Annotated in this window: 25 protein-coding genes and 1 other RNA gene; 9 read left to right on the top strand and 17 right to left on the bottom strand. The window is 67.3% G+C overall.

The window, feature by feature from the left end; translation table 11 throughout:
* Positions 1-23: 23 nt before the first annotated feature.
* A complete protein-coding gene (dkgB, locus tag AAG801_RS16730) occupies positions 24-848 on the top strand; it encodes a 2,5-didehydrogluconate reductase DkgB (protein WP_341889376.1) in 825 nt (274 codons plus the stop codon).
* A gap of 111 nt (positions 849-959) precedes the next feature.
* Positions 960-1,385 (top strand): PaaI family thioesterase, encoded by a 426-nt coding sequence (locus AAG801_RS16725; protein ID WP_341889375.1) that lies wholly within the window; start codon positions 960-962, stop codon positions 1,383-1,385.
* 44 nt (positions 1,386-1,429) lie between these two features.
* Here the strand turns inward: AAG801_RS16725 and AAG801_RS16720 are convergent, their stop codons facing one another.
* Complete coding sequence (locus AAG801_RS16720) at positions 1,430-1,822, bottom strand: hypothetical protein (protein ID WP_225616908.1); 393 nt, start codon at positions 1,820-1,822, stop codon at positions 1,430-1,432.
* Positions 1,823-1,954: 132 nt separating this feature from the next.
* Here AAG801_RS16720 and AAG801_RS16715 point away from each other — a divergent pair, with 132 nt between their 5' ends.
* Positions 1,955-2,815, top strand: coding sequence for a hypothetical protein (locus tag AAG801_RS16715; protein WP_341889374.1), 861 nt, complete (start codon positions 1,955-1,957; stop codon positions 2,813-2,815).
* Positions 2,816-2,819: 4 nt separating this feature from the next.
* Here the strand turns inward: AAG801_RS16715 and AAG801_RS16710 are convergent, their stop codons facing one another.
* From AAG801_RS16710 to AAG801_RS16700, 3 genes are all read right to left on the bottom strand, one after another.
* Positions 2,820-3,314 carry a nucleoside deaminase gene (locus AAG801_RS16710; protein ID WP_341889373.1) on the bottom strand — a complete coding sequence of 165 codons (495 nt, stop codon included), beginning with the start codon at positions 3,312-3,314 and terminating at the stop codon, positions 2,820-2,822.
* Positions 3,315-3,496: 182 nt separating this feature from the next.
* Positions 3,497-4,813 carry a cyanate transporter gene (locus AAG801_RS16705; protein WP_341889372.1) on the bottom strand — a complete coding sequence of 439 codons (1,317 nt, stop codon included), beginning with the start codon at positions 4,811-4,813 and terminating at the stop codon, positions 3,497-3,499.
* Entirely contained in the window at positions 4,810-6,012 is a 1,203-nt protein-coding gene (locus AAG801_RS16700; protein WP_341889371.1) for an amidohydrolase family protein, read from the bottom strand. Before AAG801_RS16700 ends, AAG801_RS16705 begins: the two co-directional genes overlap by 4 nt.
* A gap of 232 nt (positions 6,013-6,244) precedes the next feature.
* Between AAG801_RS16700 and AAG801_RS16695 the strand changes: the two genes are divergently transcribed.
* Entirely contained in the window at positions 6,245-7,192 is a 948-nt protein-coding gene (locus AAG801_RS16695) for an EamA family transporter (protein WP_341889370.1), read from the top strand.
* A 50-nt stretch (positions 7,193-7,242) separates the two neighbouring features.
* Positions 7,243-8,073: a TorF family putative porin gene (locus tag AAG801_RS16690; RefSeq protein WP_341889369.1), complete on the top strand. Its 831-nt coding sequence runs from the start codon at positions 7,243-7,245 to the stop codon at positions 8,071-8,073.
* On the opposite strand, the gene AAG801_RS16685 is transcribed toward AAG801_RS16690, so the two are convergent.
* The 6 genes from AAG801_RS16685 to tssI all read right to left on the bottom strand — a co-directional run bounded on the left by AAG801_RS16685 (position 8,074) and on the right by tssI (position 16,987).
* Positions 8,074-9,078, bottom strand: coding sequence for a tripartite tricarboxylate transporter substrate binding protein (locus tag AAG801_RS16685; protein ID WP_341889368.1), 1,005 nt, complete (start codon positions 9,076-9,078; stop codon positions 8,074-8,076).
* 107 nt (positions 9,079-9,185) lie between these two features.
* Positions 9,186-10,286, bottom strand: a complete 1,101-nt coding sequence (locus AAG801_RS16680; RefSeq protein WP_341889367.1) for a DUF6396 domain-containing protein — start codon at positions 10,284-10,286, stop codon at positions 9,186-9,188.
* Entirely contained in the window at positions 10,283-11,929 is a 1,647-nt protein-coding gene (locus tag AAG801_RS16675; RefSeq protein ID WP_341889366.1) for a DUF6396 domain-containing protein, read from the bottom strand. Before AAG801_RS16675 ends, AAG801_RS16680 begins: the two co-directional genes overlap by 4 nt.
* Before the next feature lie 11 nt (positions 11,930-11,940).
* Positions 11,941-12,450, bottom strand: coding sequence for a phospholipase D-like domain-containing protein (locus AAG801_RS16670; RefSeq protein ID WP_341889365.1), 510 nt, complete (start codon positions 12,448-12,450; stop codon positions 11,941-11,943).
* Complete coding sequence (locus AAG801_RS16665) at positions 12,450-14,099, bottom strand: hypothetical protein (RefSeq protein ID WP_341889364.1); 1,650 nt, start codon at positions 14,097-14,099, stop codon at positions 12,450-12,452. The genes AAG801_RS16670 and AAG801_RS16665 overlap by 1 nt, the downstream gene beginning before the upstream one ends.
* Positions 14,096-16,987 (bottom strand): type VI secretion system tip protein TssI/VgrG, encoded by a 2,892-nt coding sequence (gene tssI, locus AAG801_RS16660; RefSeq protein ID WP_341889363.1) that lies wholly within the window; start codon positions 16,985-16,987, stop codon positions 14,096-14,098. Before tssI ends, AAG801_RS16665 begins: the two co-directional genes overlap by 4 nt.
* Before the next feature lie 249 nt (positions 16,988-17,236).
* Between tssI and AAG801_RS16655 the strand changes: the two genes are divergently transcribed.
* The 3 genes from AAG801_RS16655 to AAG801_RS16645 all read left to right on the top strand — a co-directional run bounded on the left by AAG801_RS16655 (position 17,237) and on the right by AAG801_RS16645 (position 20,327).
* On the top strand, positions 17,237-18,919 hold the full coding sequence (locus tag AAG801_RS16655) for an MBL fold metallo-hydrolase (protein WP_341889362.1): 1,683 nt from the start codon (positions 17,237-17,239) through the stop codon (positions 18,917-18,919).
* The gene (locus AAG801_RS16650; protein ID WP_341889361.1) at positions 18,916-19,644 is read left to right on the top strand and encodes a S4 domain-containing protein; all 729 of its coding nucleotides are present in this window, start codon (positions 18,916-18,918) and stop codon (positions 19,642-19,644) included. Before AAG801_RS16655 ends, AAG801_RS16650 begins: the two co-directional genes overlap by 4 nt.
* Before the next feature lie 116 nt (positions 19,645-19,760).
* The gene (locus AAG801_RS16645) at positions 19,761-20,327 is read left to right on the top strand and encodes a hypothetical protein (RefSeq protein ID WP_341889360.1); all 567 of its coding nucleotides are present in this window, start codon (positions 19,761-19,763) and stop codon (positions 20,325-20,327) included.
* 15 nt (positions 20,328-20,342) lie between these two features.
* On the opposite strand, the gene AAG801_RS16640 is transcribed toward AAG801_RS16645, so the two are convergent.
* From AAG801_RS16640 to AAG801_RS16620, 5 genes are read right to left on the bottom strand one after another with little or no spacing between them, the layout of a single operon-like run.
* The gene (locus AAG801_RS16640) at positions 20,343-21,815 is read right to left on the bottom strand and encodes a TolC family protein (RefSeq protein ID WP_341889359.1); all 1,473 of its coding nucleotides are present in this window, start codon (positions 21,813-21,815) and stop codon (positions 20,343-20,345) included.
* A gap of 5 nt (positions 21,816-21,820) precedes the next feature.
* Entirely contained in the window at positions 21,821-22,732 is a 912-nt protein-coding gene (locus AAG801_RS16635) for an HlyD family secretion protein (protein ID WP_341889358.1), read from the bottom strand.
* A gap of 37 nt (positions 22,733-22,769) precedes the next feature.
* Positions 22,770-22,976 (bottom strand): DUF1656 domain-containing protein, encoded by a 207-nt coding sequence (locus tag AAG801_RS16630; protein WP_099795029.1) that lies wholly within the window; start codon positions 22,974-22,976, stop codon positions 22,770-22,772.
* Complete coding sequence (locus tag AAG801_RS16625; RefSeq protein WP_341889357.1) at positions 22,973-25,090, bottom strand: FUSC family protein; 2,118 nt, start codon at positions 25,088-25,090, stop codon at positions 22,973-22,975. The genes AAG801_RS16630 and AAG801_RS16625 overlap by 4 nt, the downstream gene beginning before the upstream one ends.
* The gene (locus AAG801_RS16620; RefSeq protein WP_341889384.1) at positions 25,091-25,549 is read right to left on the bottom strand and encodes a MarR family transcriptional regulator; all 459 of its coding nucleotides are present in this window, start codon (positions 25,547-25,549) and stop codon (positions 25,091-25,093) included.
* Positions 25,550-25,683: 134 nt separating this feature from the next.
* On the opposite strand from AAG801_RS16620, the gene AAG801_RS16615 reads away from it, so the two are divergent.
* Positions 25,684-26,076, top strand: a complete 393-nt coding sequence (locus tag AAG801_RS16615) for a hypothetical protein (RefSeq protein WP_341889356.1) — start codon at positions 25,684-25,686, stop codon at positions 26,074-26,076.
* A 32-nt stretch (positions 26,077-26,108) separates the two neighbouring features.
* Here AAG801_RS16615 and rnpB read toward each other — a convergent pair.
* Both rnpB and AAG801_RS16605 read right to left on the bottom strand, forming a co-directional pair.
* Positions 26,109-26,477: RNase P RNA component class A (gene rnpB / locus AAG801_RS16610), an RNA gene on the bottom strand.
* A 53-nt stretch (positions 26,478-26,530) separates the two neighbouring features.
* A partial coding sequence (locus tag AAG801_RS16605; protein ID WP_341889355.1) for a helix-turn-helix domain-containing protein occupies positions 26,531-26,725 on the bottom strand: 195 nt, incomplete at its 5' end.

Below are 26,725 nucleotides of genomic sequence, written 5' to 3'. Positions count from 1 at the left end.
AACGCACAAGGACAACACACGTCATGACCACGAACAACATCAACGCTCCCATTCCCGCCTTCGGGCTCGGCACCTTCCGCCTGCAGGGCCAGGTGGTGATCGACTCGGTGAAGAACGGCCTCGACCTGGGCTACCGCACGATCGACACGGCGCAGATCTACGGCAACGAAGCCGAGGTGGGCCAATCCATTGCCGAAAGCGGCGTGGCCCGCAACGACCTGTTCATCACCACCAAGATCTGGACCGACCACTACGCCAAAGACAAGCTGGTGCCCAGCCTGAAAGACAGCCTCGCCAAGCTGCGCACCGACCATGTGGACCTGACGCTGATCCACTGGCCCTCGCCCGGCAACGCGGTGCCGGTGGCGGAGTTCATGGGCGCGCTGGCCGAGGCCAAGGCGCTGGGGCTCACGAAGCAGATCGGCGTGTCGAACTTCAACATCGCGCTGATGCGGGAGGCCATTGCCGCCGTGGGCGCGCCGGCCATTGCCACGAACCAGATCGAGCTGCACCCCTACCTGCAGAACCGCAAGGCGGCGGCCTTCGCGCAGAGCCAGGGCATCCGCATCACCTCGTACATGACGCTGGCCTACGGCAAGGTGCTGAACGACCCGGTGATCGGCGCGATTGCCACGGCGCACGGCGCCACGCCCGCGCAGGTGGTGCTGGCCTGGGCGATGCAGCTGGGCTACGCGGTGATTCCGTCGTCGACGAAGCGCGCGAACCTCGAGAGCAACCTGAAGGCGCAGCAACTGACGCTGACCGAGGCCGAGATGGCGCAGATCGCGGCGCTCGACCGCGGCGAGCGGCTGACCGATCCGCAAGGGCTGTCGCCGGCGTGGGATTGAGGCCCTGGCGTCGGGCATGAGGCGGTGCGGCCGCGCGGCAGAATGCAGCAACCCCTCGGGGCGCCACGACCGGCGCCCTCTTTCTTCTGCTTCTTTTCCCCCTCGCCAGCCATGACCGACCTCCACACCCGCATCTCCGACAGCTTCAACGCACAGGGCCTGATGGCCACGCTCGGCGCGCGGCTGGTGCATGTGGGCGATGGCGAGGTGCACATCGAGATGCCGTTCTCGAAGGCGCTGTCGCAGCAGCGCGGCTATGTGCATGCGGGCGCGGTGACGAGCATCGTCGACAGCGCCTGCGGCTACGCGGGGCTCACGAAAGCGCCGCAGGGCTGCGACGTGGTGACGGCGGAGTTCAAGATCAACTTCATGCGGCCCGCGCTGGGCGAGCGCTTCCTGGCGGTCGGCCGGGTGCAGAGTTCGGGCAAGCTGCTCGCGGTGTGCACGGGCGAAGTGCGCGCCTTCGCGAAGGCGAGCGACACAGACTACAAGGTGGTGGCGATGATGCAGGCGACCATCGTGAACGTGGCGCAGTAAGCGCGCGCGACAGCAGCAGCGGCGGTCGTCGTCGCTAGGTGCGGCTACCCGCGCTGCACGGTGGCTTCGCCTTGTTCCTGTTGTTGCTGCGGCGGCTTTTGCTTCTGCTGCTCGGCGATCACCGCGCGGCACATGGCCTGCAGTTCCGCCGCGACGGCGTCCGGCGCCTTGCGCAACTCGGCAATGTCGCGCTCGCCGACGCAATGGCCTTCGAGGCGAACGTAGATGCGTGTGAAGTTGCCGCCGAGCGCGCGGGCAATGTCGCGCAGGCAATCGGCGACGCTGGCAAAGCCGGTGTGGCTGTAAGAGCTGGGCGGGATCACGCCCTTGGAGCGCGGCGCGCGCACGGAATACAGGTACGACGCGCCTTCAGAGCGCAGCTCCACCACGGGCTGCAGACCGCGCTGAACGTCGTCTTTTCCTTGCTTTCCTTGCATGGGGCGGAGTGTAAATCTGGCGCGGGCAGAATCAGCTGACCAGGCCGAAGGCCGCTTCGCAAGGGGTGGCACTTCTTCATTTTTGTCACGGCGACGCGCTCACATTGCAGCCGCCATTCACACTTCGACTCCATGGCCAATCGCTCTTACCTGTACAGCCTCAGCAACCGGCCCACGTCGTACACGGACCGACCCGAAACGATCTCGGGCGTGTCCGAGTGGAACTACGACGTACCGTTCATGTACCGACTGCTGATGTCGGGCGACCCGCAGCTGTGCGCGTCGCTGATCTCGGACGGCCTCGACGATGACGAGGCGGACGAGAAGGTGAAGCTGTACGCGATCAGCAGCCGCTTCGAGCCGGGCTTTGCGCGGGTGAAGCGCTTCATCGACATCGTGCGGTTTCTGGCAGCGCAGGCGCCGGTGCCGGAGCCCGCAGCCCCGCCCGCGGCACCTCCTGCGGCGCCGAAGGCCCTGTCGCTGATCGAGCGGATCAAGAGCCGGCTCTCGTCGTCGACCGCATCGATGGCGCCCCCTGCCATTGCCGCGCCCGCAGCAACAACACCCGCGACGGGCTCGACGCAGCTGCCGAAGTGGCTGGACGAAACCCTGGCTTTTCTTGAAGCCCACCGCGACGAACACCTGCTGCTGGAGACGATCGAGCTCGACACCATGTCCGAATCGGAAGAAGCCCCGCTGCGGGCCTGCGTCGAGCAGGAGCTGGCGCGCTGCCAACAGGCCGGCGCCGCGCTCGATGCGCTGCCGCAAGACACCGCGGCAGCGGCGCAGTTGCTGCGCGAGGCCGGTGCGACCAAGCAGGCGGCCCCGCTCGATGCCTTCTTCGGGTTGCGCTTCGACGACGACTGCGACAGCACGCGCAGCCGCGCGACGGAATATCCGCTGGGGTTGCAGTGGTCGGAGGTTCTGTACTTCGGCCTGTTCAACCGTGCCGAGTTCGAAGCAGCGCAGCGCGGCGACGCTGCGGCTGCGTAGCGCTTCAGCCGCCGCGCCGCGGCTCAGCCCACGCCGACAGAATGCGCACGGCCTCGGCGTCCATCTTCTGTGCGGCCGGCTGCACACGCGCGGCCAGCGGTGCGCCGGCTTCGGTGCGCAGCACGTCGACGTCGATGGGGTGGCGGGCCGCCAGGGTCACGCCCTTGAATGCTTCACCCGATTGCGCGAGCGTGGCCGCGTAGTACAGCGGGCCAATGCCCGCGATGTGCATGGCCGCCACGCACATGGCGCAGGGCTCGCACGAGGTGTAGAGCTCGCAACCCGACAAATCAACCGTGCCCAGCCGGCGGCAGGCGTCGCGAATCGCTTCGACTTCGCCGTGCGAGGTGGGGTCGTGGTGCGCGACGGAGTGGTTGAAGCCCTCGCCCACCACCTCGCCGTTTTTGACGACGACAGCGCCGAAGGGCTCGGTGCCGGGCTCCTGAAGTGCACGGGCCGAGAGGACCAGGGCGCGCTGCATGAAGTGTTCTTGGTACATGGGTCGGATCTCCTGGGTACTCAGAAGGTGTGAATGAATCCGGCGTGGTCGAGCAGCCCGCCCAGGCGTGCCCCATCAAGGCGCAAAGCGCAGCCATAGCTCGGGCTATGGCGAGCATTTGCAACGCCGAGGGGGCGCGTCTGGGCGGGATGAGCGGACATGGCGGGTTCGTTCACACCTTCTCAAGCCTTGCGGGCCTGGTCGATGGGGGACAGCGCAGGTGCGGCCGGCGCGCCGAACAGGCCGGCCGTGGCACTGGCGTAGCGGCGCGGGTCGAAGCGCAGCACGGCGGGCAGCAGCAGCACGGTGACGACGGCCAGATAGGCCCAGGCCATGGTGAAGCCGCCGGTCTGCTCGCGCACCCAGCCAGTGACGAAAGGCGCGAGCGCCGCGATCATGAAGCCCACGCCCTGCATGAAGCCGGCGAGCGCGCCGGCCTGCGCAGGGTCGGGCCGGTGGTCGAGCGCGAGCACCATGCACAGCGAGAACGCACCGCCCAGGCCGACGCCGAGCACGACGGCGATGGCGGCCGCCGGCACGGGCAGTGCGAGCCCGAGCGCCGCAAAGCCCGCGAGCTGCGCCAGCAGCGCGCCGACCAGCCAGGGCCGCAGGTCCCGCTGGCCGCCGCGCCGCGCGAGCGCCGGCAGGGTGAGCGCGCCGACGACCTGCGCCAGCGTCATGAGTGCGAGCACGGCACCGCCCTGCTGCGCCGTCCAGCCGCGCTCGGCATGGAAGTAACGCGGCAGCCACGCGACGAGGCTGGTGTAGCCGCCGTTGATGAGGCCGAAGCACAGCGCCAGCAGCCACGCGCGGCGATGACCGAAGCAGCGCAGCCAGGCGCGGTCGAGCGAGGGATCGGCGGTGCCGCGTGCGGATGACGACGCAGACGGCAGCTGCCGCGCGCCGCGCAGCCACGCCACCAGCGCCACGACCGCGAGCACCGCCCACATGGCGAGGCCGGCGTGCCAGTCGAGCTGCGCATCGCCGCCCACGGCGCGCGCGAGCCACGGGCTGGCCATGGCGCCGAGCCCGCCGCCGCCCATGATGGCGGCCGAATAGAGCCCGGTCATGAGGCCGAGCCGCGCGGGGTACGCCTGCTTGACCACGCCGGGCATGAGCGCCTGCACCAGCCCGACGCCCGCACCTGCGAGCGCGGCGCTCCACAGCAGCGCCGCGGCACCGCCTGCCACATAGCGGCCGGCGCAGGCCAGCGCGATGGCGCCGAGCCCGAGCGCAATGCCGCCGCGCGCACCCAGGCGCTGGCCCACGGCCGCGCCCGACAGCGACACGGCGCCCATCGCGAACATCGGCAGCACGGTGAGCAATGCGACGGCGTGAAAGCCGATGCCGGTTGCGGCGCGGATCGGTTCGAGCAAGGGGCTGCTCGACGTGAGAAAAGCGCGCAGGTTGAGCGCCACCAGCACGACCACGCAGGCGAAGAAGACCGGGCCCGCGCCGGTGCGCGAGTGGGTCGCTACGGCGGATGCAGCGCGGCTCACGCGAGCACGGCGCCGGGCACGAGCGTGCCGTGGCGCGCGACCACGCGGCCGCCCGACACCACGAGCCGACGCACCGGGCGGCTCACCACGGCCTGCGCGGTCGTTTGCGCGTCGACCAGCACGAGGTCGGCGCGGCAGCCCACGTCGAGCCCGTAGGCCGCGAAGCCGCAGCCGCGCGCGCCCGAGTGGGTGACGGTGTCGAGCGCCACTTCGAGCTCGTCGTCGCGGCGCAGGTTGTAGCGCAGGCCGATGAGCATGGCGCGCTCGAGCATGTCGGGGTTGCCGTAGGGCGACCAGGTGTCGCGGATGCCGTCGTTGCCGCCGAGCACGGTGACGCCGGCGGCGCGGCACACCATGAGCGGCGGCACGCTGCGCGACGGCGGTGCGCTGGTGACGAGCACCACGCCGAGCCTGGCCATGCGCGCGAGCAGCACGTCGCGCTCGCGTTCGCTCACATCGCCGAGGCAGAAGCCGTGGCTGATGGCGACCTTGCCCTGCATGCCGAGCGCCTCGGTGCGCTGCAGGATCAGGTCGAGCGAGAAGGCGCCTATGGCGCCGGGCTCGTGCAGGTGGATGTCGAGCGGGCGCTGGTGCTTGTGGGCAATGCCGAAGAGCACGTCGAGCGACTTCACGGGGTCGCCGTCGATGGCGCAGGGGTCGAGGCCGCCGAGCACGTCGGCGCCCATGGCCAGCGACTGGTCGAGCAGCTCGGCCGTGCCGGCGCGCCCGAGCAGGCCCGACTGCGGAAAGGCGACGACCTGGATCTGCTGCACCTCGCGCAGCGTCTCGCGCGTGCGCAGCGTGCCTTCGAGGTGGCGCAGGCCGGCCTGGGTGTCGACGTCGACATGCGTGCGCAAGCGCGTGGTGCCGAGCGCGAGAAAGGCCTTCGCGAGCACCAGCGACTGGGCGGCGGCATCGTGCCCGCTGGCGTGGCGGAAGGCGCGCTCGTTCTCGATCTTGTCGGTGAGGTTGGTGCCGACCTCGTTGCGGTACCAGTCCATGCCCCACATCGTCTTGTCGAGGTGGGTGTGGCCTTCGACGAGGCCGGGCAGCAGCAAGGCGCCCTCGCCTTCTTCGACGGTGGCGCCGGGCGGCGCGGCGAGCGCTGTGCCGATCTCGGCGATGTGCCCGTCGTGCACGCGCACGTCGACCGCAGAAGCACCCAGGGGGCGCACGTTGCGAAGCAGCAGGGAAGGCATGTTCGAACTCATGGGGGTTGTATTTTTGTCAACCATATCGAATTATTTTGCGACGCGCTGGAGCAGCGCGTGATCGCGGGGGCGGCGGCGGAGCAGGAAGTCGATTTGGCGGCGCTGCTGAATGGCGATGCGCCGGCGCGAAGCCACGGGCACGATCACTGAGGCTTTCGCAACGCACGTTTCGCTCGTGAGCGAAGTGTCGAAGGGCCGGTCTCGCGAAGATCGGCGCACCATGCCAACGACCCCGCTCGCCGCTTCAGGCCAACCCCACGCCCCCGCTTTCGAATGGGCGCTGCTCGCGGTGCTCGCGACCTGCTGGGGCGCCTCGTACACCTTCATCAAGATCGGCGTGGCGACGATCCCGCCGGTCACGCTGATCGCGGCGCGCACCCTGATCGCCGGGTTGCTGCTGCTCGCGGTGTTGCGCGTGCGCGGTGTGCGCTGGCCGAAAGACGGCGCGACATGGCGGCGCTTCGCGCTGCAGGCTTGTCTGAACAGCGTGCTGCCGTTCACGCTGATTGCGTGGGCTGAACGCAGCGTGGATGCGGGGCTGGCGACCATCCTCAACTCGACCTCGCCGATCTTCATCTTCCTGCTGGGGTGGGGCCTCGGCGGCTCGGGGAAGCCGACGCTGCAGCGCCTCTTCGGCGTGGGCGCGGGGCTGGCGGGCATCTGCCTGATCGTGGGCTTCGAGGCCCTGCACGGGCTGGGGCATTCGCTGCTGGCACAGCTGGCGCTGGTGGTGGCGGCTGTCTGCTACGGCTGCGCCGCGATGTTCGGCCGCGTGTTCAAGGGCCTGGACCCGATGGTGCCCGCGGCCGGCTCGCTGTTGAGTGGCGCGGCCCTGCTCGTGCCCGCGAGCCTGGCGATCGACAGGCCCTGGGCGCTCGCGCCCTCGGCCGACTCGATGCTCGCCGTGCTGGCGTTGGCGGTGCTGTCGACTGCGCTGGCCTTCACGATCTACTTCCGGCTCATCAAGACGCTGGGGCCGATGTCGACGTCGGCACAAGCCTATCTGCGCGTGCCCATCGGCGTGACGATCGGCGTGGTGTTTCTGGGCGAGACGCTGGCGCCCACGGCGTGGGTCGGGCTGGCCTGCGTGGTGCTGGGCGTGGTCGCGATGACGATGCCCGACACACAACTTTTGCGCCGGGGCCTTCGTTTTTTACGCGGCCTTTAGACGCGCCCTTCTACGCTGCCGGCTCCTCCATCCGTTAGCGAATTCTTTCGATGAAACACCTCCTTCGCACCGCCTTGCCGGTGCTCGTTCTTCCCACCCTGTTCGCCCTGCCGATGCTCGCGAACGCACAGCTCACAGGCAACGTCGCGCTGACCACGAACTACAAGTTCCGCGGCCAGGACCAGGACATGCTCGGCAAGAACGACTACGCCAAGACCCGCGGCTTCAAGCCCGCCGTGCAGGGCGGTTTCGACTACGCCTTCGGCGACAGCGGCTTCTACATCGGCAACTGGAATTCGAGCGTGAACTGGCTCAAGGGCAACAGCCTCGAGAGCGACCTGTACGGTGGCTACAAGTTCAAGGCCGGCCCGCTCGACATGGACGTGGGCGCCCTCACCTACCTGTACCCGGGCAATTCGACGGGGAACACGACCGAGCTGTACGCCAGCGCGGGCTACACCGATGCCACGCTCGGTTCGTTCACACTGAAGTACTCGCACACGGTGTCGAAAGACTACTTCGGCTACGCCGGCGCCAAGACCGGCTCGGGCCGCACGGGCCGCAACACCGGCTACCTGAACCTGGCCTACAGCAAGGAGATCGTGCCCAAGGTCACGCTGAAAGCGGCCGTGGGGTACACGAACATGTCGAGCGACATCCGCAGCCTGGGCTACAAGAGCTATGTCGACTACAACGTCGGCGCCACCTACGACTTCGGCAGCGGCCTCACGCTGACCGGCTCGGTGCAGGGCGCCAACAAGAAGAGCGCGTACGTCGCTGTGGCCAACCCTGGCTACGACGTCGGTTTCGGCACCGTCGGCCAGACGACGTACTCGCCGAACAAGGCCCGCTTCATCCTCACGTTGGCGAAGACGCTCTGATCAGTCGATGCTGATGTTCGCCGCCTTGGCGACTTCGGCCCACTTCGTGCGGTTGGCGTGCACGGTCTTCTTGAACTGCGCGGGCGACTCGATGCGCACGGTGTTGCCCTGGCTCTCGAAGCGCTCGCGGATCTCGGGCTGCTCGAGCACCGTCTTCACGGCGGCGTTGAGCTTGTCGACGATGTGCGCGTCGGTGCCCTTGGGCGCGAAGATGCCGAACCAGATCGCGCTGTCGAAGCCCTTGGTGCCCGGCAGGCCGCTGGAGGCGATGGTCGGCACCTCTTTCACGGCCGCCACCGCCGTGGCGGTGGTCACGCCCAGCAGGCGCACCTTGCCGGCCTTGTAGTGCGGCAGCACGGTCTGCACCTGGTTCATGATGCAGCAGGTTTCGCCGCGCACCACCGAAGTGATGGCCTCGGGGCCGCCCTTGTAGGGCACGTGGACCATGTTCAGGCCCAGGCGCGAGTTGAACTCGGCAAAGGCCATGTGCGTGCCCGCGCCGTTGCCGGTGGAGGCGTAGTTGTACTTGCCGGGGTTGGCCTTCACCAGCTCGACGAACTCCTTGAGCGTGCGCACGTTGATCACGTCGGGGTTGATGGTGAGCACGTTCGACACGTCGAGCACGGGCGCCACGGGCACGAAGTCGGCTTCGACGTCGAAGGGCAGCTTCTTGTAGAGCGCGGCGTTGCTGCCGTGCGTGGCGGCGGTGCCGAACGAAAGCGTGTAGCCGTCGGGCTTGGCATGGGCGACGTATTCGCTGGCAATGTTGCCGGCCGCGCCCGACTTGTAGTCGATGATCACCGGCTTGCCGAGCTGGCGCGACAGCGGCTCCTGGATGGCGCGGGCCACCACGTCGACGCCCGAGCCGGCCGGGAAGCCCATGATCAGTGTGACGGGTTGTTGCGGCCAGTCGGGCTGGGCCAGGGCGAGGGTCGATGCGGCGGCGGTGCAGAGCAAGGCGCCGGCGGCCAGCAAGGCGCGACGCGAGAAGGGAGAATGGGCCATATCGGTCTTTCTTCGAGGCGGACGGTGCAGGCGCACATTGTGGCGCGCGGCTGATATCTGTTTGCACATGTGCTTATGCACCGCGCCCCTTGCCTCTCCATAATCGCTCAGCGTCCCGACGAGCGACTGAAGTCAATTGATCTGTGCGTTGTCGAGTCGCGCTGCGAGCCCGGTGTAGGCAACACCGCTGGCTGAACCACAAGGGCCTTGGCGGCATCGATCAGGGTCTGCTTGTTGCCGTTCCATTTGGGTAGATTGGCTGGGGGCAGCGGGAGAACCTTGTCGAGGTTTGGGAAGCGCAGGTCGGGGTTGCGCCACAGGGCGTCGCCCAGGATGGAGTAGCGCTCGGCGCGCGCCACATCGATACGATGGTCAACGAGTGCTCTGCCGGCATCAAAGGCAACAGACAAACTGTTTGCCGCTTTTTCGTTGCCGAGTTTGACGCCTTCGTGGAGAGTGCTGAAGGCGCGCGTGAAGCTCTCCCCTAACGAGGTGTCATTGCCCATCAGATCCAATCCCAATGTGTATGCGGCCGCTCCAGAACCTTGGGCAAACGCGCACTCCAACATCTTCCGGGATATCGGGCGATTTCCCCAGAATGAAGGCGGTTCGTCGTGTGTCCCAAGTAATTTCTCGCCCAGATATGCCTGCGCTGCCATGCTGCCCATGTCCGCAGCCTTCTGCCAGAGCGCATAAGCCACAGTGGCGTCCTGCTTGAGCGGGCCAATGCCTCCCATGTAGTAGGCACCCATGTTGTCCCACGCTGCGGGCACGCCCTTGCGCATCAGGTCTTCGGTAAGTTCCAAAGCCTTGTCGGCGTCCTGCGGCACACCCAACCCCTGCAGGTACAACCCCGCGAGATTGAGTTGCGCCTTCCAGTGGCCCTTTCCCGCCGCTCGTGTCCAGAGCTGCGCCGCTTTCTCGTTGTCGCGGTCATCGGGCCAGAGGTCATAGCTGGTGGCAGCCATGCCTTGCTGGAACAACGCTTCAGCTTCGGCTGTGGTGGGTGGATTGACATCGGCCTCGTGCTTGCATTCGAAGCTCTGGCGATGCGGGTCGAATGCATCGAGCTTGGTGAAACGGGGCGGCACGGGCGCCGCGGAGTGCTCCTCCTGTGCAGGGCATGCGCTGAGAAGAAATGCAGAGCCGAGCGCTGCGGCAAGAGCCATCAGATGCTTGCGTTTCATGCCCGCGCCAAAGATCGTCACGCGTTCGTTCCCTCCGCCCCCGGATGACCAAGGCTCACATTGGCCACGCCCCCGAACCCCAATTCATTGGCATTGCCCAGCCACAGCCAGGTGACGGTGCTTGGTTCGATATGCAGATGGCCGTCTCCAGAATCTGGAAACGCCCGACCGTGTGCCACATAGCTCTGGCGATCCCAGCGGTTGTAGCGGGCCGCGAAGGAATGATCTTTGGGTATCGACGCCAACCACACACCGGTGCGCGGACAAGGCTGGCTGCCCTGGCAGCGCACAAGCGGTTCGGGCATGGAGGTGCTGCGAGCAATACCTTGAGCTACAAGGGGATGAGAGCCGATGGTCGTTGCAACTGCTTCACCCATGTAGTGCCAGACGGTGCGAGGTGCGACCTTGGCGTACGGGCCCATGCTGCTGCGGTCCACGGTCTCGAAGGTCTCGCCTTTTTCGTAGCGCTGCGGCACCTGCGCGCGCTCCCACACCTGCTCATGCTCACGATGGAGCGCGTACAGCCGTGGCTGCCAATAGCCGCTGTGAGGAACAGGCGTATTGGCTTCTACGATCACAGCGCGGGCCTGTGGCTGCAGCACATGACCTTGAGGAATGCGAGCGCGGCCGCTGCGCTGCGAGCCGGGTGTAGGCTGCCTCGCTGGCTGAATCACGAGGGCCTTGGCGGCATCGATCAAGGCCTGATTGTTGCCGTCCCATTTGGGTAGATCGGCAGGAGGAAGCGGCAGAACCTTGTCAAGGTTCGGGAAGCGCAGGTCGGGGTTGCGCCAGAGAGCATTCGCGAGTACTTGGTAGCGTTTGGCACGGGCCTTGTCGATGCGATGTTCGCCAAGTGCATCTCCATCGTCAAATGATCCAAACAGGTAGCGCGAACCATCCTCATTGCCAAGTTTTACGCTCTCATGCAAGACGAAGAGAGCACGCGGGTAGGCTCTCTCAACAACATCGAGTGTCAAACCCAACTCAAATGCCGCCTTCCCAGATCCCTGTGCAAAACCGCACTCCAGCATCTTGAGTCCGATGACGCGATTTCCCCAGAATGAAGGCGGCTCGTCGTGCGTCCCAAGTAATTTTTCGCCCAGATACGCCTGCGCCGCCATGCTGCCCATGTCCGCAGCCTTCTGCCAGAACGCATAGGCCACAGTGGCATCCTGCTTGAGCGGGCCAACTCCGCCCATGTAGTAGGCGCCCATGTTGTCCCAAGCCGCGGGCACACCCTTGCGCATCAGGTCTTCGGTGAGCTCCAGGGCCTTGTCAGCATCCTGCGGCACACCCAACCCCTGCAGGTACAGCCCCGCGAGGTTGAGCTGTGCCTTCCAGTGTCCCAGGACCGCCGCCTCCGTCCATCGTTGCGCCGCTTTCTCGTTGTCGCGGTCATCGGGCCACAGGTCATAGCTGGTGACAGCCATGCCTTGCTGAAACAACGCCTCAGCTTCGGCGGTAATTGGCGGATTGACATCAACCTCGTGCTTGCACTCGAAGGTCGGGCGGTGCGGATCGAATACATCGAGCTTGGTGAAGCGGGGCAGCACGGGCGCTGCGGAGTGTTGATCTTGCATGGGGCACCCGGTGAGAAGAAATACAGAAACGAGCAGCGCGACAAAGATCGCCGGACGCCGGTGGGCAATCGTTGAGTCAGTCACGGCAACCCTTGCTAGGCGAATCTCACGAGGGGCTTGCCGCGTGGATCTTCGAAGGGATAGATGAAGCTGCCGTTCTCAGGTCCGCGTCCAGGCTGCCTCCCGGCTTTGTTTCTTTTCATCCGACGCCCCCATTTGTCATGTACATCAGCAACAGCCTCCAGTCCCCCATCACCTCCGTCGAGATCTTTTCCCGCGATGTTCCCCCACACCTCGCGTCGTGCCGCCCGAGTGAAGTCGTAGTCCGCCGCACAGATGTTGAACTCGCTGTCGCTGACCATGCTTCTGGCGTTGAGGTTGGCGCTGCCCAGCGTCGTGTACACATCGTCCACAAACATCAGCTTGCTGTGGATGTATATCTCGCGGTACCGCCTGGGCACAATTTCCACGCCGTAGCTGTCCACATCGCTGGCCCTGCCCGACTTGCTGTTCTTGGCTTCCTCCTCGGCTTGTGCCTCCTGTGCGTTGTTGTCGCGACTGTTGACGCGTATGTCCTTGGCCTCGTTGCCGGCGTCGAAGGTCATCAGCATCGCCACCAAGGGCTTGATTCCCAGCGCCTCGAGTTCTCCCTTCGGATTGGCTGGAACAGCCTCCGCTGAATCGCGCACGATCGCACTGTCATTGGCTTGGCGCGCGACCAGCCAATCGCGCAGGGCCTTGTTGTAGTTCGCCTGCTCGAACGGGTGAACGCCCTCGGGCGGTGGCTTCGGGGGCTGCAGCGCATTGGCCTTGCGCTTGCCTTGCGCTTGCCTTGCACGGTCTTGTGGTACTCGCCCATGCCCTCGGCCGCGCCGAGCTGGCCTACGGTTTCATACGTGCGCGGCACCATCTCCCCGCGCTCGGGCTGCGGCATGACCACGAACAGGTGAAGCGGCGTGATATCGGCGGAAGCGGCCTTGGCCGCCTTCATGCCGTCGCAGTATTGACTGCGAATTTTCTTGACCAGTTTTGGCCAGTCGACCAATTGGACGTATTGGTTTTCGACATAGATGTAGTTCACGGCATTGCTGCTGGCCAGGGTGTAGGCCTTCAGAATGGTGGCGTCGAGTACCTCTGGCTGGGTGCGCACGATTTGCGCGCGATGGCGCGCACCGTCCGGTGCGGGCATGTCCTCGGGCTTGATCGACGCGCGCCGCGCGTACAAAGCACGGGCCCCGCCAGGCTGGCCACCGTGAAGGCTCGTGCTTTGAGCACTGTCCCACCCCTGGACAAAGTTTTCGTTGATGTTGTAAAGCGCCTCGCCCTGCACGCGAATGGCGTAGTCGCGATAGGGTTTGCGGTACCACACACTTTCTTTCCAGGCCATGCCTGACGAAAAGTTAACTTCGCGGCGCGGATCGTTGTACAGGTGCTCGGTGGTGTCCCAGTAGTCAGTCACGCTATTGAGCCCCATCACATAGGCACAGGTGTTCGGCCTCCCCTTTCCTTTCTCGTAGTCGATCAACACTGGTTTTTGATGGTGCGTGCCGGCTATTTTGAGTGTGATGTCTTCGATGAGTGCGCCCTGATCCGGTAGGTATTTCTTGATGCTGGCGGTCATTGCGCCGAGTTGAGCTTTACGTATGCGAACCTCAAGGTTCGGGAACCTTCCGGAAAGTGCCGCCCGCCACCATGCGGTGCAATAGTCCGAGCGATGCCCCTCCAGTTGTTTGCGCGAAAAGGCTCGGTTCTTGAGCCACTCGTGTGTCGGTGCCACGAGATCGGACGATGTGAAATGCGCCGGCAACCACAGCAACGGAAAATCCGGCACGTTGCCACTGAGCGCGTTGAGGGGCACGTTGTCGTACCACAGCAGCATGCGCACCTTGACACCCTCGCGGGCCTTCTTGGTCAACAAGTCGCCATAGGTGGTACCGCGAGGCCACTGCGTTCTCCCCAGTCCCCCGTTGTTCGAAGCGCCGGCCTTTGGACGTACCAATTCCATTCCCGGATCAAACCCCCACAACACGAGGTCAATGGTGCTGGTGGCTGCGAGCAAGTCTTTCTCAATGGAGGCAAACCCTTTTTCCCCACACGAAAAGAACTCGAGGTGATTCCGGTTGTGAATGGGGTGCGTCTTGATGTCCTTTTCGAGGAACCACTGCAACGTACCGCAGACGCGTCGCCTGAGCATGTCCACATGGCTGGTCTCGGGTCTCTGGATTTCTGCGAGGAGTTTGGTGAGGTCGGTCATTGCGAAGCGTCCTTCTGATCTACAGAACCAAGTTCTTTGTGAGCCTTGCGCTGGTTCGTACTCTGGCCATCGGCGCGGTAACCTTGGTTGGAAAGATGGTGTTCGGTATGCGACTCCTTGGCCGAATCCGACTCCATTCGGTCCTGGGCCACCGGCACGTCGTGGACGGTGCCGTTTGTCAACTTGACCTTGTAGGCAGCGCCCTTTTCGGCCTTTTCGATGGTGACCTGCCCATATTCGTCGAGCACGCCTCTGGCGACCTCTGCGCCGCTCTTGTAGAGCGTGTAAGGCTGATGAGCGAACAAGATGGGAGATTGGTCCGGCAGATGCTGAAGCGCGAAACGAATTTGACCTTCTGGCGGCTTGAGCTTGAGTTCGCTGGCACCATCCCGCAGCGTTGTAGGTTTGTTGTCCGGCCCCTGATACGCGTGCACGCCCGCATGCTCGATCCATTTCCCCGGCGTCATGTGCGTGATACCCGCACTGGTGTACACGCTGTAGCTGCCCCCGCCGCCCAGCTCCAACTGCTCCTTGGCCATGATGCTGATCTTGTTGGCGCTCAACTTGATATCGAGCTTGGCCAGGACGTTGATGTTCTTCTGCAGCGCCACGATGTCGATGTTGTTCTTGGCCGCCACGAGCTTGATGACCGAGTCATAGGCATAGAGCCGGATCGCCTCCTTGACGCTCACCAGGAAACTCCTGGCGGCCGCGATGCTGGTGTGCCCACCGCTGGTGAGCGCGTTGTGTTCGAAGCTGGCGATGTGCGTGGATTGCGCCGTGCTGGTCTGGATGCCAGCTGGGCTGGCGAGCAGCAGATGCGGCTCGGCCAACTCCGGGAAGCTGCCCGCCTTGGTATCACCCGTCCCGCCCTTGATGGCGTCGTTCTGCGCCTTGAGGGCCTTGGTGACCTCATCCTGATCGCCCTTGATGTGTGCCTCGGCCTGCTGGGCCGATTCGGACAGGCTTTCGTGCTGATCGCGCCCGGTGGTGAGTCGGGCCAGGGTCTCCCCAAGGTCCTTGGCATGTTTGGCGGCATTGCCGCGTGGCTCGGTGGTGATGAGCAGGCCGTCCTGCGCCCGCAGAACACCGTGGCCGTCAGTGCGCAGTTCAAAACCCTCGCCCCTCGGGTCCTTGCGTCCGGCGTTGTCCTCGATGCGCGTGATGTACCCCAAGCTGAGCTGGCTGTGCTGGTGATCACTCTTTAGCTGAGCCTGGATCTTCCCTGCCGTGTCGTCCAGCGCCAGATGGTTGCTGCGCCCGGCCGCGCTGTTGCCGCCTTCTCCTGTCAGCTCGCGGCTTCGAAAGCCTGAAAGCGCCTGCTGACCGGGCAAGTCCCACGGCGGCAGGTTGGCCTGGTTGTAAGCCCGTCCCGTGCAGATGGGCAAGTCGGGGTCACCGCCCAGGAAGTCGACGATCACCTCCTGGCCGATGCGCGGAAGCTGGATGCCTCCCAGCTGGTTGCCCGCCCATGGCGAGCTGACGCGTATCCAGCAGGTGCTGTGCTGGTCCTTTGTCCCGATGCGGTCCCAGGGAAACTGCACCTTGATGCGGCCCAGGTCGTCGGTCCAGATGTTCCGCCCGGCAGGGCCGACGACCAGTGCGGACTGAGGGCCGCGGGTGAACGGCTTGGCTTGCGTAGGTGCCGGCCGCAGCGGCTCGACCACCGGGTGCGCGGTGAAGTCGACTTCCACCCTCCAATGCTGCTTTCGGCCTGATGCGGCTTCTGGAATCTGACTGTCCTGCGTGACGTCTTCGATCAGGAAGCGGGTCTCCAGGATCAAGTACTCGGCATTGGCCTTCTGGCGCGGATGCTTGACCAATTCAAAGGAGCAGCCGGGCACCATGCCGCGCAGATTGCCACTGGCCCTTGCCCTGGCGCCGTGGGTACGCAGAGCCTGCATGCGCAGGAGCGCCAGCTGACGGCCTTCGTCTTGCGGGTCGTTGGCGTCAGCCGTGCCGGCACGAGGTTGCACATAGTGGCTGCCGCCCGCGCCGCCTTCATGCCATTGATACACCTCACCGTCCGCCTGACCGGTCGCACGCGGTTCGCTGCGACCGATGCTCAGGTCGGCCTTCGGCCGTGTGTAGTCGTAGTCGCGGCTGGCGTACCTGCCGCTTGTCAACTGGTTGTGAGGCACGAAGCTGTGGATGTACTCGGCATCCACCTTCCAGCCCGGGGCGTGGTACTCGACCTCCTGGTAGGCCGCGCTGTCGTTCTTCTTGTACGCGCCCATGTTGTCGATGAGCACAAGACGGTGCTTGTCGCTGCTGTGCTCGAAGAAGTAGCTGATGCCCCACTCCTGACACAGGCGGCTGAAGAAATCGAAGTCGGTCTCGTTGTACTGGGTCTGGAAATCGCGCGTCGGGTAGGTCTCGATCAGGCGCTTGTCGACAGGGAAGCCATAGTCGGAAAGAAGTTCATCCAGGATCTGGACAACGGTCTTGTCCTGGTAGATCTTGCAATCGATGGACAGGGTTGCAAGGTGCAGCCACGGGCGCAGCGTGAGCTTGTATTGCACATGGCGGCCTTCTTCGCCCCAGACCTGCGCGTCGGTGATCAGCGCATTGATCTGGCGCGCGCCCGCCCCGATGTGATCGACCGAGGCACCGACGGCTCCGGCAATGAATTGACCTGCGCCATCGAGCTGGATGGTGCAGGAGATCTCATGGCCGATGAAGCTGTCGAGATTGAAGTCGGCAGCTTCACTGGCGCCAAGGTTCAAGGTGTCAGGCGTCTTGAGCAGAAGCTCATACGCGAACAGGCTGTTGACGCCTTCGCGCCCCGACAAGCGAACCGGCTCGAGCGCCGGACGCCCCAGAAACACCGGAATGGCGGTGCTGTTGATCTCGAGCGTGCGCATTAGCGCAGCACTGAATGCGGACATGTGTTCCTCCCTGAACCCGCTCCTGTGGATCAGGAGTCAGGCCGCGGATTGTGGGAGGCCCATGCGCGCAAAAACGGGAGGAAAGAATCGGGCAACTATTGCGAAGCGGGCAGCGTGATGGACTGCACAAGCACAAGCACAAGCAAGTCCTGGCACGCCGCTTAACGAGGCAGGAGTACTCCTCGGCTCCACCATGCCATTGGAAAACTTTGTCACGCGATACTTGGGACACATTCCGATAATCGCTCCATGGTCCGCCCCACACAACAACTCCACGCCCATCGCGAGCCGGTGCCCGTGCGCGCCGCCGCCACCGTCCTGCTGCTTCGCGACACCGACGCCGGGCTCGAACTCCTCATGACCCGGCGCTCGGCCACCGCGAGCTTCGCGCCCGGTGCCTACGTTTTTCCGGGGGGCCACATCGACGCGGCCGACGCGGACGCCGCGCGCATCGCGGCCCGGCGCGCCACGCAGAGCACCACGCAACACACGCAGGCCATCGCCGCGATCCGCGAGGCTTTCGAAGAACTCGGCATCCTGCTGGCCCGCCACGCCGACGGCCGCGCGGTGAGCGCCGACGAGGTCGCCGCGATGGACCGCAACGCCACCGCCGGCACGGCCTTCGCCGACCAATGCGCAGCGCGCGGCCTGGTGCTGTCGGCCGACGAGGTGTTCACCTTCGCGCACTGGATCACCGACCGCGACCTGCCCAAGCGCTTCGACGTGCCCTTCCTGGTGGCGCGCATGCCCGAGGGCCAAACGCCGACGGCCGACGAGAGCGAACAGTTCGAGCCCTGCTGGGTGCGCCCGGCCGACGCGCTGGCGCGCCACGAGGCGGGCAGCTTCTTCATGATCTTCCCGACCATCCGCACGCTGCAGCGCATGGCGGCCTATGCGACGGTCGATGCGGTGCTCGCAGCCTGCGCACCGGCGAGCGGTGCCGAAGAGAAACCGCTGTGGACCAGCTGCCCGCGCGCCGGCCTGCTCAAAGGCGAAGATGCGCGCTACATGGAACACGAGTCGCCCTTCGGCGAACTCGCGCTGGTGTGCCCCGACGGCCAGATCGCGCACGCGCTCGACTGGCAGAGCACGCAGCCCGTGGCGCTGCTGAAGAACGTGCAGCGCCTCACCGCGCCGAACCCCAGCGCCATGACCGGCCCGGGCACCAACACCTACCTCGTGGGCGATGCGGCCACCGGCTACCTCGTGATCGATCCGGGCCCGAACGACGCGACGCACCTCGCGCGGCTGATGGAGGCCACGCAGGGCGACATCCGCCTCATCGTCTGCACGCACTCGCACGCCGACCACTCGCCGGGCGCCGCGCCGCTGCAGGCGCTGTGCGCGGCCGAGCGCAAGCCGCCGATCCTCGGCCTGTCGTCCGCGTCCACGGCGCGTTCCACCGCGCGCTTCAGCGCCGAGCGCGAGCTGGCCGACGGTGAACGGCTGGTGCTCTCGGGCACCGCGGCCGACGGCACGCCGCTCGTGCACACGCTGCGCGCCATCCACACGCCCGGCCATGCGGCCAACCACCTGTGCCTGGTGCTCGAAGAAGACGGCCTGCTGTTCTCGGGCGACCACATCCTCAACGGCAGCACGACGGTGGTCGATCCACCGGACGGCGACATGACGGCCTACCTCGATTCGCTCGACAAGCTCGACGCGGCCTGCGCGGCCGGCGGCATCGAGTTCATCCTGCCGGCGCACGGCTACGTGATCGGCTTTGCGCGCACGGCCATCGCGCACCTGAAGGCGCACCGCCTGAAGCGCGAGGCCAAGATCGCCGCCGCGATGCAGCGGCTGCCCGAAGGCACACCCGAGCAATGGCTGCCGCTCGCCTACGACGACGTGCCCGAGCGCATGTGGCCGGTGGCCGCGCGTTCGCTGGCGGCGCACGTGGCGCGCATCCGTCAACTGGCGGACGCGCGATGAACCGCTCGAACCGCCCCTCTGCGCCCGGCGACGAAGGCGTGCGCCTCGCCAAGCGCGTGGCCGCCATGGCCCAGGTGTCGCGCCGCGAGGCCGAGCTGCTGATCGAGAACGGCGCGGTGCGTGTCGACGGCGTGCCCGCCCTGCTGCCGCAGTCGCGCGTGCAGGCGCACCAGCAGGTCGAGATCGCCGCCGGTGCGCGGCCCGAGCCGATCGTGCCGGTGACGCTGGTGCTCTACAAGCCCGCCGGCATGCCGACCGACAACGCGCACCAACTGCTGGTGGCCGCCAACCACCACGACCCCGAGCGCGAAGGCCAGCGCTTTTTGCCGGCGCATGTGCGCGGACAGCGCTGCATGACGCCGCTCGAAACCGGCGCCAGCGGCCTCGTGGCCTACACGCAGGAGTTCCGCATCGAGCGCAAGCTGCAGGAAGACGCGGGCATCCTCGAGCATGAAGTGATGGTCGACGTGGCCGGCCCGGTCGGGCCTGAAATACTGGCGCGGCTGGAGCGTTCGCCTGCGCGCGTGAGCATCGGCCGGCAAGCCGACGACCAGACCGGTCTGCGCTTTGCGCTTAAAGGTGCGCGGCCCGGGCAGATCGCGAACATCTGCGACACCGTGGGCCTGCGCATCCTGGCGATGCGGCGCCTGCGCATCGGCCGCGTGCCGCTGGCCGGCCTGCAGCCGGGGCAGTGGCGCTACCTGGCGCCGCACGAGCGTTTCTGAGCGAACGAAGAAGCACTTTCTTAGAAAAGAAAAGGATTCACACGACGAGGCAGCGCGGCACCGCGAACTGCCACTTGGACACAGCGGCCCAGGCCGCGCACGGGAGATTGATCACCATGACGTTCGGACCACCGATCCGCGCCCTCGCCTGCACCCTGCCGCTGACATTGCTGGCGGGCTGCAGCTACCTCACCGCCCTGCTGTTCCCCGACGCGCCGATCGGCGCGCCGGCCGCGGCGACGGCCACCCAGCCCACCGTGGTCTCGAAAGACGGCCTCGCGCCGATCACCGCAGTGCAGGTCGACCGCATCCGCGAGGTCGTCGGCGGCAAGCCCCCGAGCCCCGCGGTGGGCAAGGTGGTGGGGAGCGCGTCGCCGACCATCGAATCCTTTTTGCGTACCGAAGGCTGCATCACGGCGCGCAACGGCGCGGTGCTGAACCCCTTCGCGGCGCCCGGCCGGCTGTTCGACGGCACGGGCTTCCAGGGCGGGCCGATGGCCGAGATGCAGTACCACGACAAGACCGCCTGCGTGACGGTGCAGCGCATCCAGAACTGGAAGCTGGTGTCGCCCCGGCTGCTGCGCTTCGACGTGGTCTACGTGGGCGACGACGGCGAGGAGCGCGCCGTCAAGCGCCACGAGCTGACGCGGCAGCCCAAGGGCGGCTGGCTGTTCACGCGCTGAGCGAGCGCGTGCCGCTCAGCGGACGGTCGTGGCTGGCTTGTCTTGATTGCCTAGCGCCAGCGCGTCGTCCGCCGGCTCCCAGCCGCCGCCCAGCGCCATGAACAGCACGACCTGGTCGTCGGCCAGCTGCGCCTCGCTGGCCGCCAATGCAGCGTCGGCGCCGGCCAGCGCGCGTTCGGCGTCGAGCGTGTCGAGGTAAGCGGTGCGGCCGTTGCGGTACAGCTGGCGCGCCTGCGCGGCGACCTTGGCGCTTTCGTCGCGCGAGGCCTGCAGGGCGGCGCGGCGGTCGAGTTCGCGGGCGTAGGTGCCGAGCGCGGTTTCGGTCTCACGCAGCGCCGTCAGCACGGTGCCATCGAACTTCGCCAGCGCGGCGCGCGTGCCGGCTTCGGCCTGTGCGATGCGGGCCTGCGCGGCGCCGGTGTTGGGCACGGTCCACGAGATCAGCGGGCCGACGCTCCAGGCCAGCGTGTCCTGCCGGCCGAAGCCGGTCGCATGGCCGGCCGACGAGCCCGAGAGGCCCAGCGTGACCTTCGGATAGAGGTCGGCCGTGGCCACGCCGATGCGCGCGGTCGATGCGGCGAGGCTGCGCTCGGCCTGGCGGATGTCGGGCCGGCGGCGCAGCAGCGCGGCGCCGTCGCCCACCGGCAGGGCGCCGGCCACGCGCGGCGCCGTGGTGCAGTCGGCCACCTCGCGCGGAAAGTCTTGCGGCAGTGCGCCGGTGAGCGTGGCCAGGCGGTAGAGCGCGCCCTGGCGCTGAGCCTTCAGCGGCGGCAGCGCGGCATCGAGCTGCGCGAGCTGGGCGCGCGCACGGCCGGCGTCGATGGCGCCGGCACGGCCCGCGCGCTGCAGGCGCTCGGTGACGTTCACGGCGTCTTGCTGCAGCGCGACCGACTTCTGCGCAATCTGCAGCCGCAGGCCGGCCGAGCAGGCCTCGGCGTAGGCGCGCGCGGTGCCCGCCGCGACGTTCACGCGCACGAGATCGAGTGCGGCTTCGGCGGCCTGGCTGTTGGCGGCCGAGGCCTCGATGGCGCGGCGGATCTGGCCGAACAGGTCGACCTGGTACGACAGCGACGCCCCCGCGCTGTAGTTGAAGGTGTTCGGCGGCTCGTAGCCCTTCTGCAGCAGCGACAGGCCCGAGACGTGGCCGAACGACGGCCCGCCGTTGACGCCGACGGTGGGGTACTTGGCGCCGGCCACTTCGGTTTCGATGGCACGTTCGCGCTCGAGGTTGGCCACGGCCTGGCGCAGGTCGGTGTTGTGTGCGAGCGCCTGCGTGACGAGCCGGTCGAGCAGCGGGTCGTGGTACAGGCGCCACCAGTGCGCGGGCAGCGGCGCGGCGTTCGCCGGTGCTTCGGCGAAAGGCTTGCCGGCAGCGGGCTGGCTGGCCAGCGCCTCGGGCGGTTGCTGGTAGTCGGGGCCGACCGCCGCGCAGGCCGCGAGTCCGGCCGCCACTGCGAGCGAGGCCATGCGAAAGGCGAAGCGGGTCATGGCACTTATCCCTTCTTCGGCGTGGCCGTGTCGCGCTCGAGGACCTGCACCGTCACCGTCTGGCCGGCCACGAGGCGCGCGCCGTCGGGCAGCGGGTCGAGCTTCACACGCACCGGGATGCGCTGCGCGAGTCGCACCCAGTTGAAGGTGGGGTTCACGCTGGGCAGCAGGTTGGCGCTGGTGGATCGGTCGCGGTCGGCAATGCCGGCGGCCACGCTGTCGACCGCGCCTTCGAGCACCGCACCGCCGCCCATCGGCGTCACGCGCACGCGGTCGCCCAGGTGGATGCGCGGCAGCTTGGTTTCTTCGAAGTAGCCCTCGACGTAGAACGACTGCGCATCGACCAGCGCAAGCACCGGGTGGCCGGCGGCGGCGTAGCTGCCCTGGCGCAGGTCGAGGTTGGTGACGAGGCCGTCGGCCGGCGCGCGCACTTCGGCGCGCTGCAGGTTCAGGCGCGCCGAATCGAGCGCCACCTCGGCCTGCGCGACGGCGGCGTGTGCCTGCTCGACGCGGGCGCGGGTCTGTTCGCGCGACTCCTTCGACACCAGGTCGTCGAGCCCTGTGTTGCGCGCGTTCTCGCGCTGGGCCTGGGCGCTCACGGCGCGCTGCGCGGCGAGCGCGGCCTGCGCCTGGCGCACGGCGAGGTCGTAGCGCGCGCGGTCGACCTCGAACAGCAGCGTGCCGGCGGCGACCGACTGGTTGTCGCGGATCGGCACGGCCGTGACGAGGCCCGAGACGTCGGGCGCGATCTGGACCACGTTGGCGCGCACACGGCCGTCGCGCGTCCACGGCGCGAGTTCGTAGTGGTCCCACAGGCGAAAGCCCGCCCAGACGGCGGCGGCCACCACGGCCACGGTGAGAAGAACGCGCAGCAGGCTCTGGGCCCGGGGGTTGTCTGCGAAGGGGTTGGCTTTCATGGGAATCTCGGTGGTGTTTGAGTTGTCATTGCAGGCGTCATTGCAGGTGTGCGGTGAGCCGGCTCAGGCCGTACAGCAGCAGCAGGTACAGCGCCATGTCGAACAGCGCCGGGTGCCACACCCAGCGGTACAGGCCGGTGGCGGCGAGCAGCCGGCGCACGCCCCACAGGGCGAGCAGCGCGGCGGCGGCCAGCAGCATGAGCCAGGGCACGTAGAGCCCGTAGAAACTGGCTTCGCCGATCATGCGGAAGCTCCTTGCGGTGAAGAAGAAGACACAGACACGCCTGCGAGCGAAGGCGGCGCGTCGGGGAACAGGTTGCGGCGCAGGCCGACCAGTGCGGTGACGGCGGCGCGCGACGCGGTGGAGGTGTCGCGTGCAGCGAGCACCGCCGCCAACGCCTCGTCGATCTGCGGCAAGAGTGCAGCCGGGCGCGGCGCCATGCGGCCTTCGCCGCGCTGGCGAAAGAAGCGCGCGATGCCGCCGAGCAGCGCGGACGAAGTGGCCATCGGCAACTGGGCGCGCACGCGCTGCAGCACGGCGATGTCGGCGCCCATGCGCAGGTCGCGCAGCGCGTCGTTGGCGGCCACGCCCTCGACGGTGCCGCCGGCCTGCGCGATGCGCGGCGCCAGCAGGCCAATGCGGTCGAGCATGCGCACGGCATAGGCGTCGCTCTGCGCGTACTGCGGCTGGGTGGAAGCGGCCATGTCGCCGAGTTCACGCCAGGTGGCGCGCTGGATGCGGCGTGCGCTCCAGTCGGCGCCCACCGAACGCACGAGACGCGTGACGCGCGCTGCGACCACCACGCCGACGACCTGGCCGATCATGCTGTTGATGAAGCTCACGAGGTCGGCGCTGGCCGTGTCATGCATCGCGAGCGTGCCCGACACGCCGAAGACCAGCGCCATCGCGGCCATGAAGTGCGTCGGGCGCGGCAGGTACAGGCCCAGCAGCAGGAAGAGCGGCGCGCAGATCGCGACCAGCATGCCGAAGTCCTGCACCGTGGGCATGAGCACGAGCACGTAGACGGCGGAGATCGGAATGGACCACAGCGTCCACTTCAGGAAACCGTGGATCGCCGGCACCGGGTCGTCCATGGTCGCGAAGAAGCAGCAGAAGACCGCGGCCATCATGGTGGCGGCCGAGCCCATGGTCCAGCCCGTGAGGATCCAGAACGCGCCGCACAGGCAGATGGCGATGACGGCCGCGAGCGCCGACAGCAGCGCCATGCCGTAGTCGCGGTGCATCGCGCGATGGCCGAGCGCAGCCGTGCGGCGCAGCGGCGCGCCACCCTTCAGGCCTTCGTCGATGTCGCGGCGCAGCTGGGCGCAGGCGGTCCAGCCGTCGACCAGTTCTTCGAGCCGGCCCGCGAGGCCGATGCGCAGCGCGCGGGCCCAAGGGGTGAGCCCCTCATCCTGTGCAGTGCCCAGCGCACCGATCGCCTGGCGCAGCGCCTGCAGGCGGGCCGACGCGTCGACGGCCGGGTCGCTTTCGTCGCGCAGCCATTGCGCGGCCAACGCCAGCACGGCGGTGACGTCGGGCGCGAGGCGGCCTTCGGATTGCGCCAGCGCCTGCAGCCGGTCTTCGACGGCCGACAGCGCAGGCGTGAGCGCCGCCACGCGGTCCTGCATGGCGCGGATCGCGCCGGCGGTCCAACGCAGGTGCGTGGTGTCGAAGGGCACGTGGGTCGAGAGAAGGCGCAGCTGCGTGATGTCGCCCGCGAGGCGGCGGCGGTCGTCGTCCAGTCGCTTGGGGTCGGCGTCCTTGGGGGTGCTGCGGTCGCCAGGCTGGAACAGGTCGCCGATCCACTGGCGTGCGTCTTTCAGCGTACGGTCGAGCAGGCCCAGCACGGTGGGCGCGAGCCCCGCGGGCAGCACGAGGCTGTGGACCAGCGTGGCGCAGAAGATGCCCAGGCCGATTTCTTCCACGCGCGCCACGGCGGTGTCGAACAGCACGAGCGGCGTCTGCACCGACGGAAAGCCGATCAGCGCTGCTGTGTAGCCCGCGAGCATGAAGACGTACGAGCGCGGCGTGCGGTCGAGCAGCGAGATGTACAGGCACAGCCCGACCCACAGCGCGAGCACCAGCGTGAGCAGCTCGGGCGCGTTGGACAGCGCGGGCACCATCAGCACGGTGGCGACGCTGCCGATCAGCGTGCCGCAGAAGCGGAACACCGCCTTGGAGCGCACGGCGCCGGCCAGCGGGTGGGCGACGACGTAGGTGGTCATGAGCGCCCAGAACGGGCGCGGCAGGCCGGCGCGGCTGGCCAGGTACATCGCCAGCATCGCGGCGGCGAAGCTCTTGACCGAAAAGAGAACTTCCGCGCGGGTGAAGCGCGGCAACGCCATCGACAGTGCCATCTACTGGCCGCGCCCTTCCTGCTGCAGGCTCTGCATGCCGGAGGCACTGCGGCCGAGCTTGGCCTCGAGCGCGCCGAAGACGCGCAAGGTGGCGGCGATGTCGTCGTCGGGAATGCCTTCGAACAGCGCGCCGCGCATCTGGCGCAGCGCGGCCTCGATGGGCTCGCAGACGGCGCGGCCCGCGGCCGTGAGGTGCAGCGTCTTGGCGCGGCGGTCGGCCGGGTCTTCGCGGCGCTCGACCAGACCGGCCTCGACCAGCTGGTCGAGCGAGCGCACCAGCGACGGCCCCTCGATGCCCAGCGCCTCGGCCACCGTGCCCTGCCGCACACCGTCTTCCATGCGCCCGAGCACCACAACCGGCCAGGCCAGCGTCTGCGACAGGCCGACGTGCGCCACCGCCTTGTCGGCCGCCGCGCGGTAGCCGCGCTGGAGCACCGACAGCGAGGTGCCGAGCCGCATCAGCGCGTGTTCGCGCAGCGGGGAGATGGGTTCGGAATCGGCCACGGCGTTATCAATTAGTTAGCTTGCTAACAATTGTACGGGTTTCTACCAATCCTTGCAGGCGACCGCCGCATGGCTTCGACAATGACCTGATGGACACGGAAAAACTCGCGCTCGACATCGCGCAGACACTGCAACAAGCCATGGCGACGCCCGGCTTTTCGGCCGACGACTATCTGGACGGCAGGGACGCAGCGCCGTTCGACCCAGCCTGGTCCAACGCCCACGCCGGGCTGCAGAAGACGCTGGAACAGCGGCCGGAAACGACCCGCCGGGCCATCGAGAAGGGCTCGGCCGCGCTGCGCGAACCGGTGTTCAAGCTGGTGATGGGCGCCTGCGGCAACCCCGACCTGGCAGCCCGCCTGTCCGACGACGCCGGCCTGATCCTCGAGGCGGCGCTGGCCGGGTTTTCGTCAGGGTGGATCGACGCGCTGCGGCGTTGCTACGCGTCGCATCGGCTGCCGTGCGGCGCGCTCGATGCATGACGACGGCAGGAGGCCGTGGTCGAAGAAGAAAAGTGTGAAGCTCGCCGATAAGCCGGATTCTGTGCACCGGAACCCTCTTGCGAAGATCCCGGCGTGACCGCCATTACTCTGGGCCGTTTGTCGCCAAACGGCTCGATGCCACCTACCCGCCAGCTCAGCGGAACCACCTCGATACTGGCCTACTTGGTGTTGCTGCGCGCAGAGATTGCCCGTTTCACCCGAACTGAATCGGCTCGTCTCTGTTGCTCTGATCCTCACCTCACGGTGGAGAGTCGTTAACTCCTGCGCTGTCCTGTGCAGTCCGGACGTTCCTCCAGTGCGATCTTTCGACCCGATGCTGTTGCCCGAAGGCAGAGCGTCGTCCCTTTCGGGCTTGCACCAGCGGCGGTCTGGCGTGCTTCACGGCGCGATTATCGCCCGGCGCGCGATGACCCTTCGGGCGATGCCGCGATCGTCAGCCCGGCGCCTCGTGGTCGTCGGCCTGCAGCAGGCCCAGCTTGCGCAGCGCCCGGTGGAAGTTGCTGCGGTCCATGCCCGCCTCGCGCGCGGCGCTGGCCACGCGACCGCCGTGGCGGGCGAGGACGTCCGAGAGCCAGGCGCGCTGGAAGGCCTCGGTCGCTTCGCGCAGCGTGCCGCCCCCGACCACAAG

The organism is Variovorax sp. YR752 (assembly GCF_943372545.1).
The sequence above is the reverse complement of the archived record's forward strand: the minus strand, read 5'-3'. Positions and strand labels throughout refer to the sequence as shown.

Excerpts from the sequence above, each read along its gene's own strand:
- AAG801_RS16650 (WP_341889361.1), top strand. The coding sequence starts at position 18,916 with ATGAACCGCTCGAACCGCCCCTCTGCGCCCGGCGACGAAGGCGTGCGC.
- AAG801_RS16725 (WP_341889375.1), top strand. The coding sequence starts at position 960 with ATGACCGACCTCCACACCCGCATCTCCGACAGCTTCAACGCACAGGGC.
- AAG801_RS16625 (WP_341889357.1), bottom strand. The coding sequence starts at position 25,090 with ATGGCACTGTCGATGGCGTTGCCGCGCTTCACCCGCGCGGAAGTTCTC.
- AAG801_RS16720 (WP_225616908.1), bottom strand. The coding sequence starts at position 1,822 with ATGCAAGGAAAGCAAGGAAAAGACGACGTTCAGCGCGGTCTGCAGCCC.
- AAG801_RS16655 (WP_341889362.1), top strand. The coding sequence starts at position 17,237 with ATGGTCCGCCCCACACAACAACTCCACGCCCATCGCGAGCCGGTGCCC.
- AAG801_RS16665 (WP_341889364.1), bottom strand. The coding sequence starts at position 14,099 with ATGACCGACCTCACCAAACTCCTCGCAGAAATCCAGAGACCCGAGACC.
- AAG801_RS16670 (WP_341889365.1), bottom strand. The coding sequence starts at position 12,450 with ATGACCTTCGACGCCGGCAACGAGGCCAAGGACATACGCGTCAACAGT.
- AAG801_RS16685 (WP_341889368.1), bottom strand. The coding sequence starts at position 9,078 with ATGGCCCATTCTCCCTTCTCGCGTCGCGCCTTGCTGGCCGCCGGCGCC.
- AAG801_RS16690 (WP_341889369.1), top strand. The coding sequence starts at position 7,243 with ATGAAACACCTCCTTCGCACCGCCTTGCCGGTGCTCGTTCTTCCCACC.
- AAG801_RS16620 (WP_341889384.1), bottom strand. The coding sequence starts at position 25,549 with ATGCGGCTCGGCACCTCGCTGTCGGTGCTCCAGCGCGGCTACCGCGCG.
- AAG801_RS16640 (WP_341889359.1), bottom strand. The coding sequence starts at position 21,815 with ATGACCCGCTTCGCCTTTCGCATGGCCTCGCTCGCAGTGGCGGCCGGA.
- tssI (WP_341889363.1), bottom strand. The coding sequence starts at position 16,987 with ATGTCCGCATTCAGTGCTGCGCTAATGCGCACGCTCGAGATCAACAGC.
- AAG801_RS16635 (WP_341889358.1), bottom strand. The coding sequence starts at position 22,732 with ATGAAAGCCAACCCCTTCGCAGACAACCCCCGGGCCCAGAGCCTGCTG.
- AAG801_RS16715 (WP_341889374.1), top strand. The coding sequence starts at position 1,955 with ATGGCCAATCGCTCTTACCTGTACAGCCTCAGCAACCGGCCCACGTCG.
- AAG801_RS16645 (WP_341889360.1), top strand. The coding sequence starts at position 19,761 with ATGACGTTCGGACCACCGATCCGCGCCCTCGCCTGCACCCTGCCGCTG.
- AAG801_RS16615 (WP_341889356.1), top strand. The coding sequence starts at position 25,684 with ATGGACACGGAAAAACTCGCGCTCGACATCGCGCAGACACTGCAACAA.
- AAG801_RS16710 (WP_341889373.1), bottom strand. The coding sequence starts at position 3,314 with ATGTACCAAGAACACTTCATGCAGCGCGCCCTGGTCCTCTCGGCCCGT.
- dkgB (WP_341889376.1), top strand. The coding sequence starts at position 24 with ATGACCACGAACAACATCAACGCTCCCATTCCCGCCTTCGGGCTCGGC.
- AAG801_RS16695 (WP_341889370.1), top strand. The coding sequence starts at position 6,245 with ATGCCAACGACCCCGCTCGCCGCTTCAGGCCAACCCCACGCCCCCGCT.
- AAG801_RS16630 (WP_099795029.1), bottom strand. The coding sequence starts at position 22,976 with ATGATCGGCGAAGCCAGTTTCTACGGGCTCTACGTGCCCTGGCTCATG.
- AAG801_RS16700 (WP_341889371.1), bottom strand. The coding sequence starts at position 6,012 with ATGCCTTCCCTGCTGCTTCGCAACGTGCGCCCCCTGGGTGCTTCTGCG.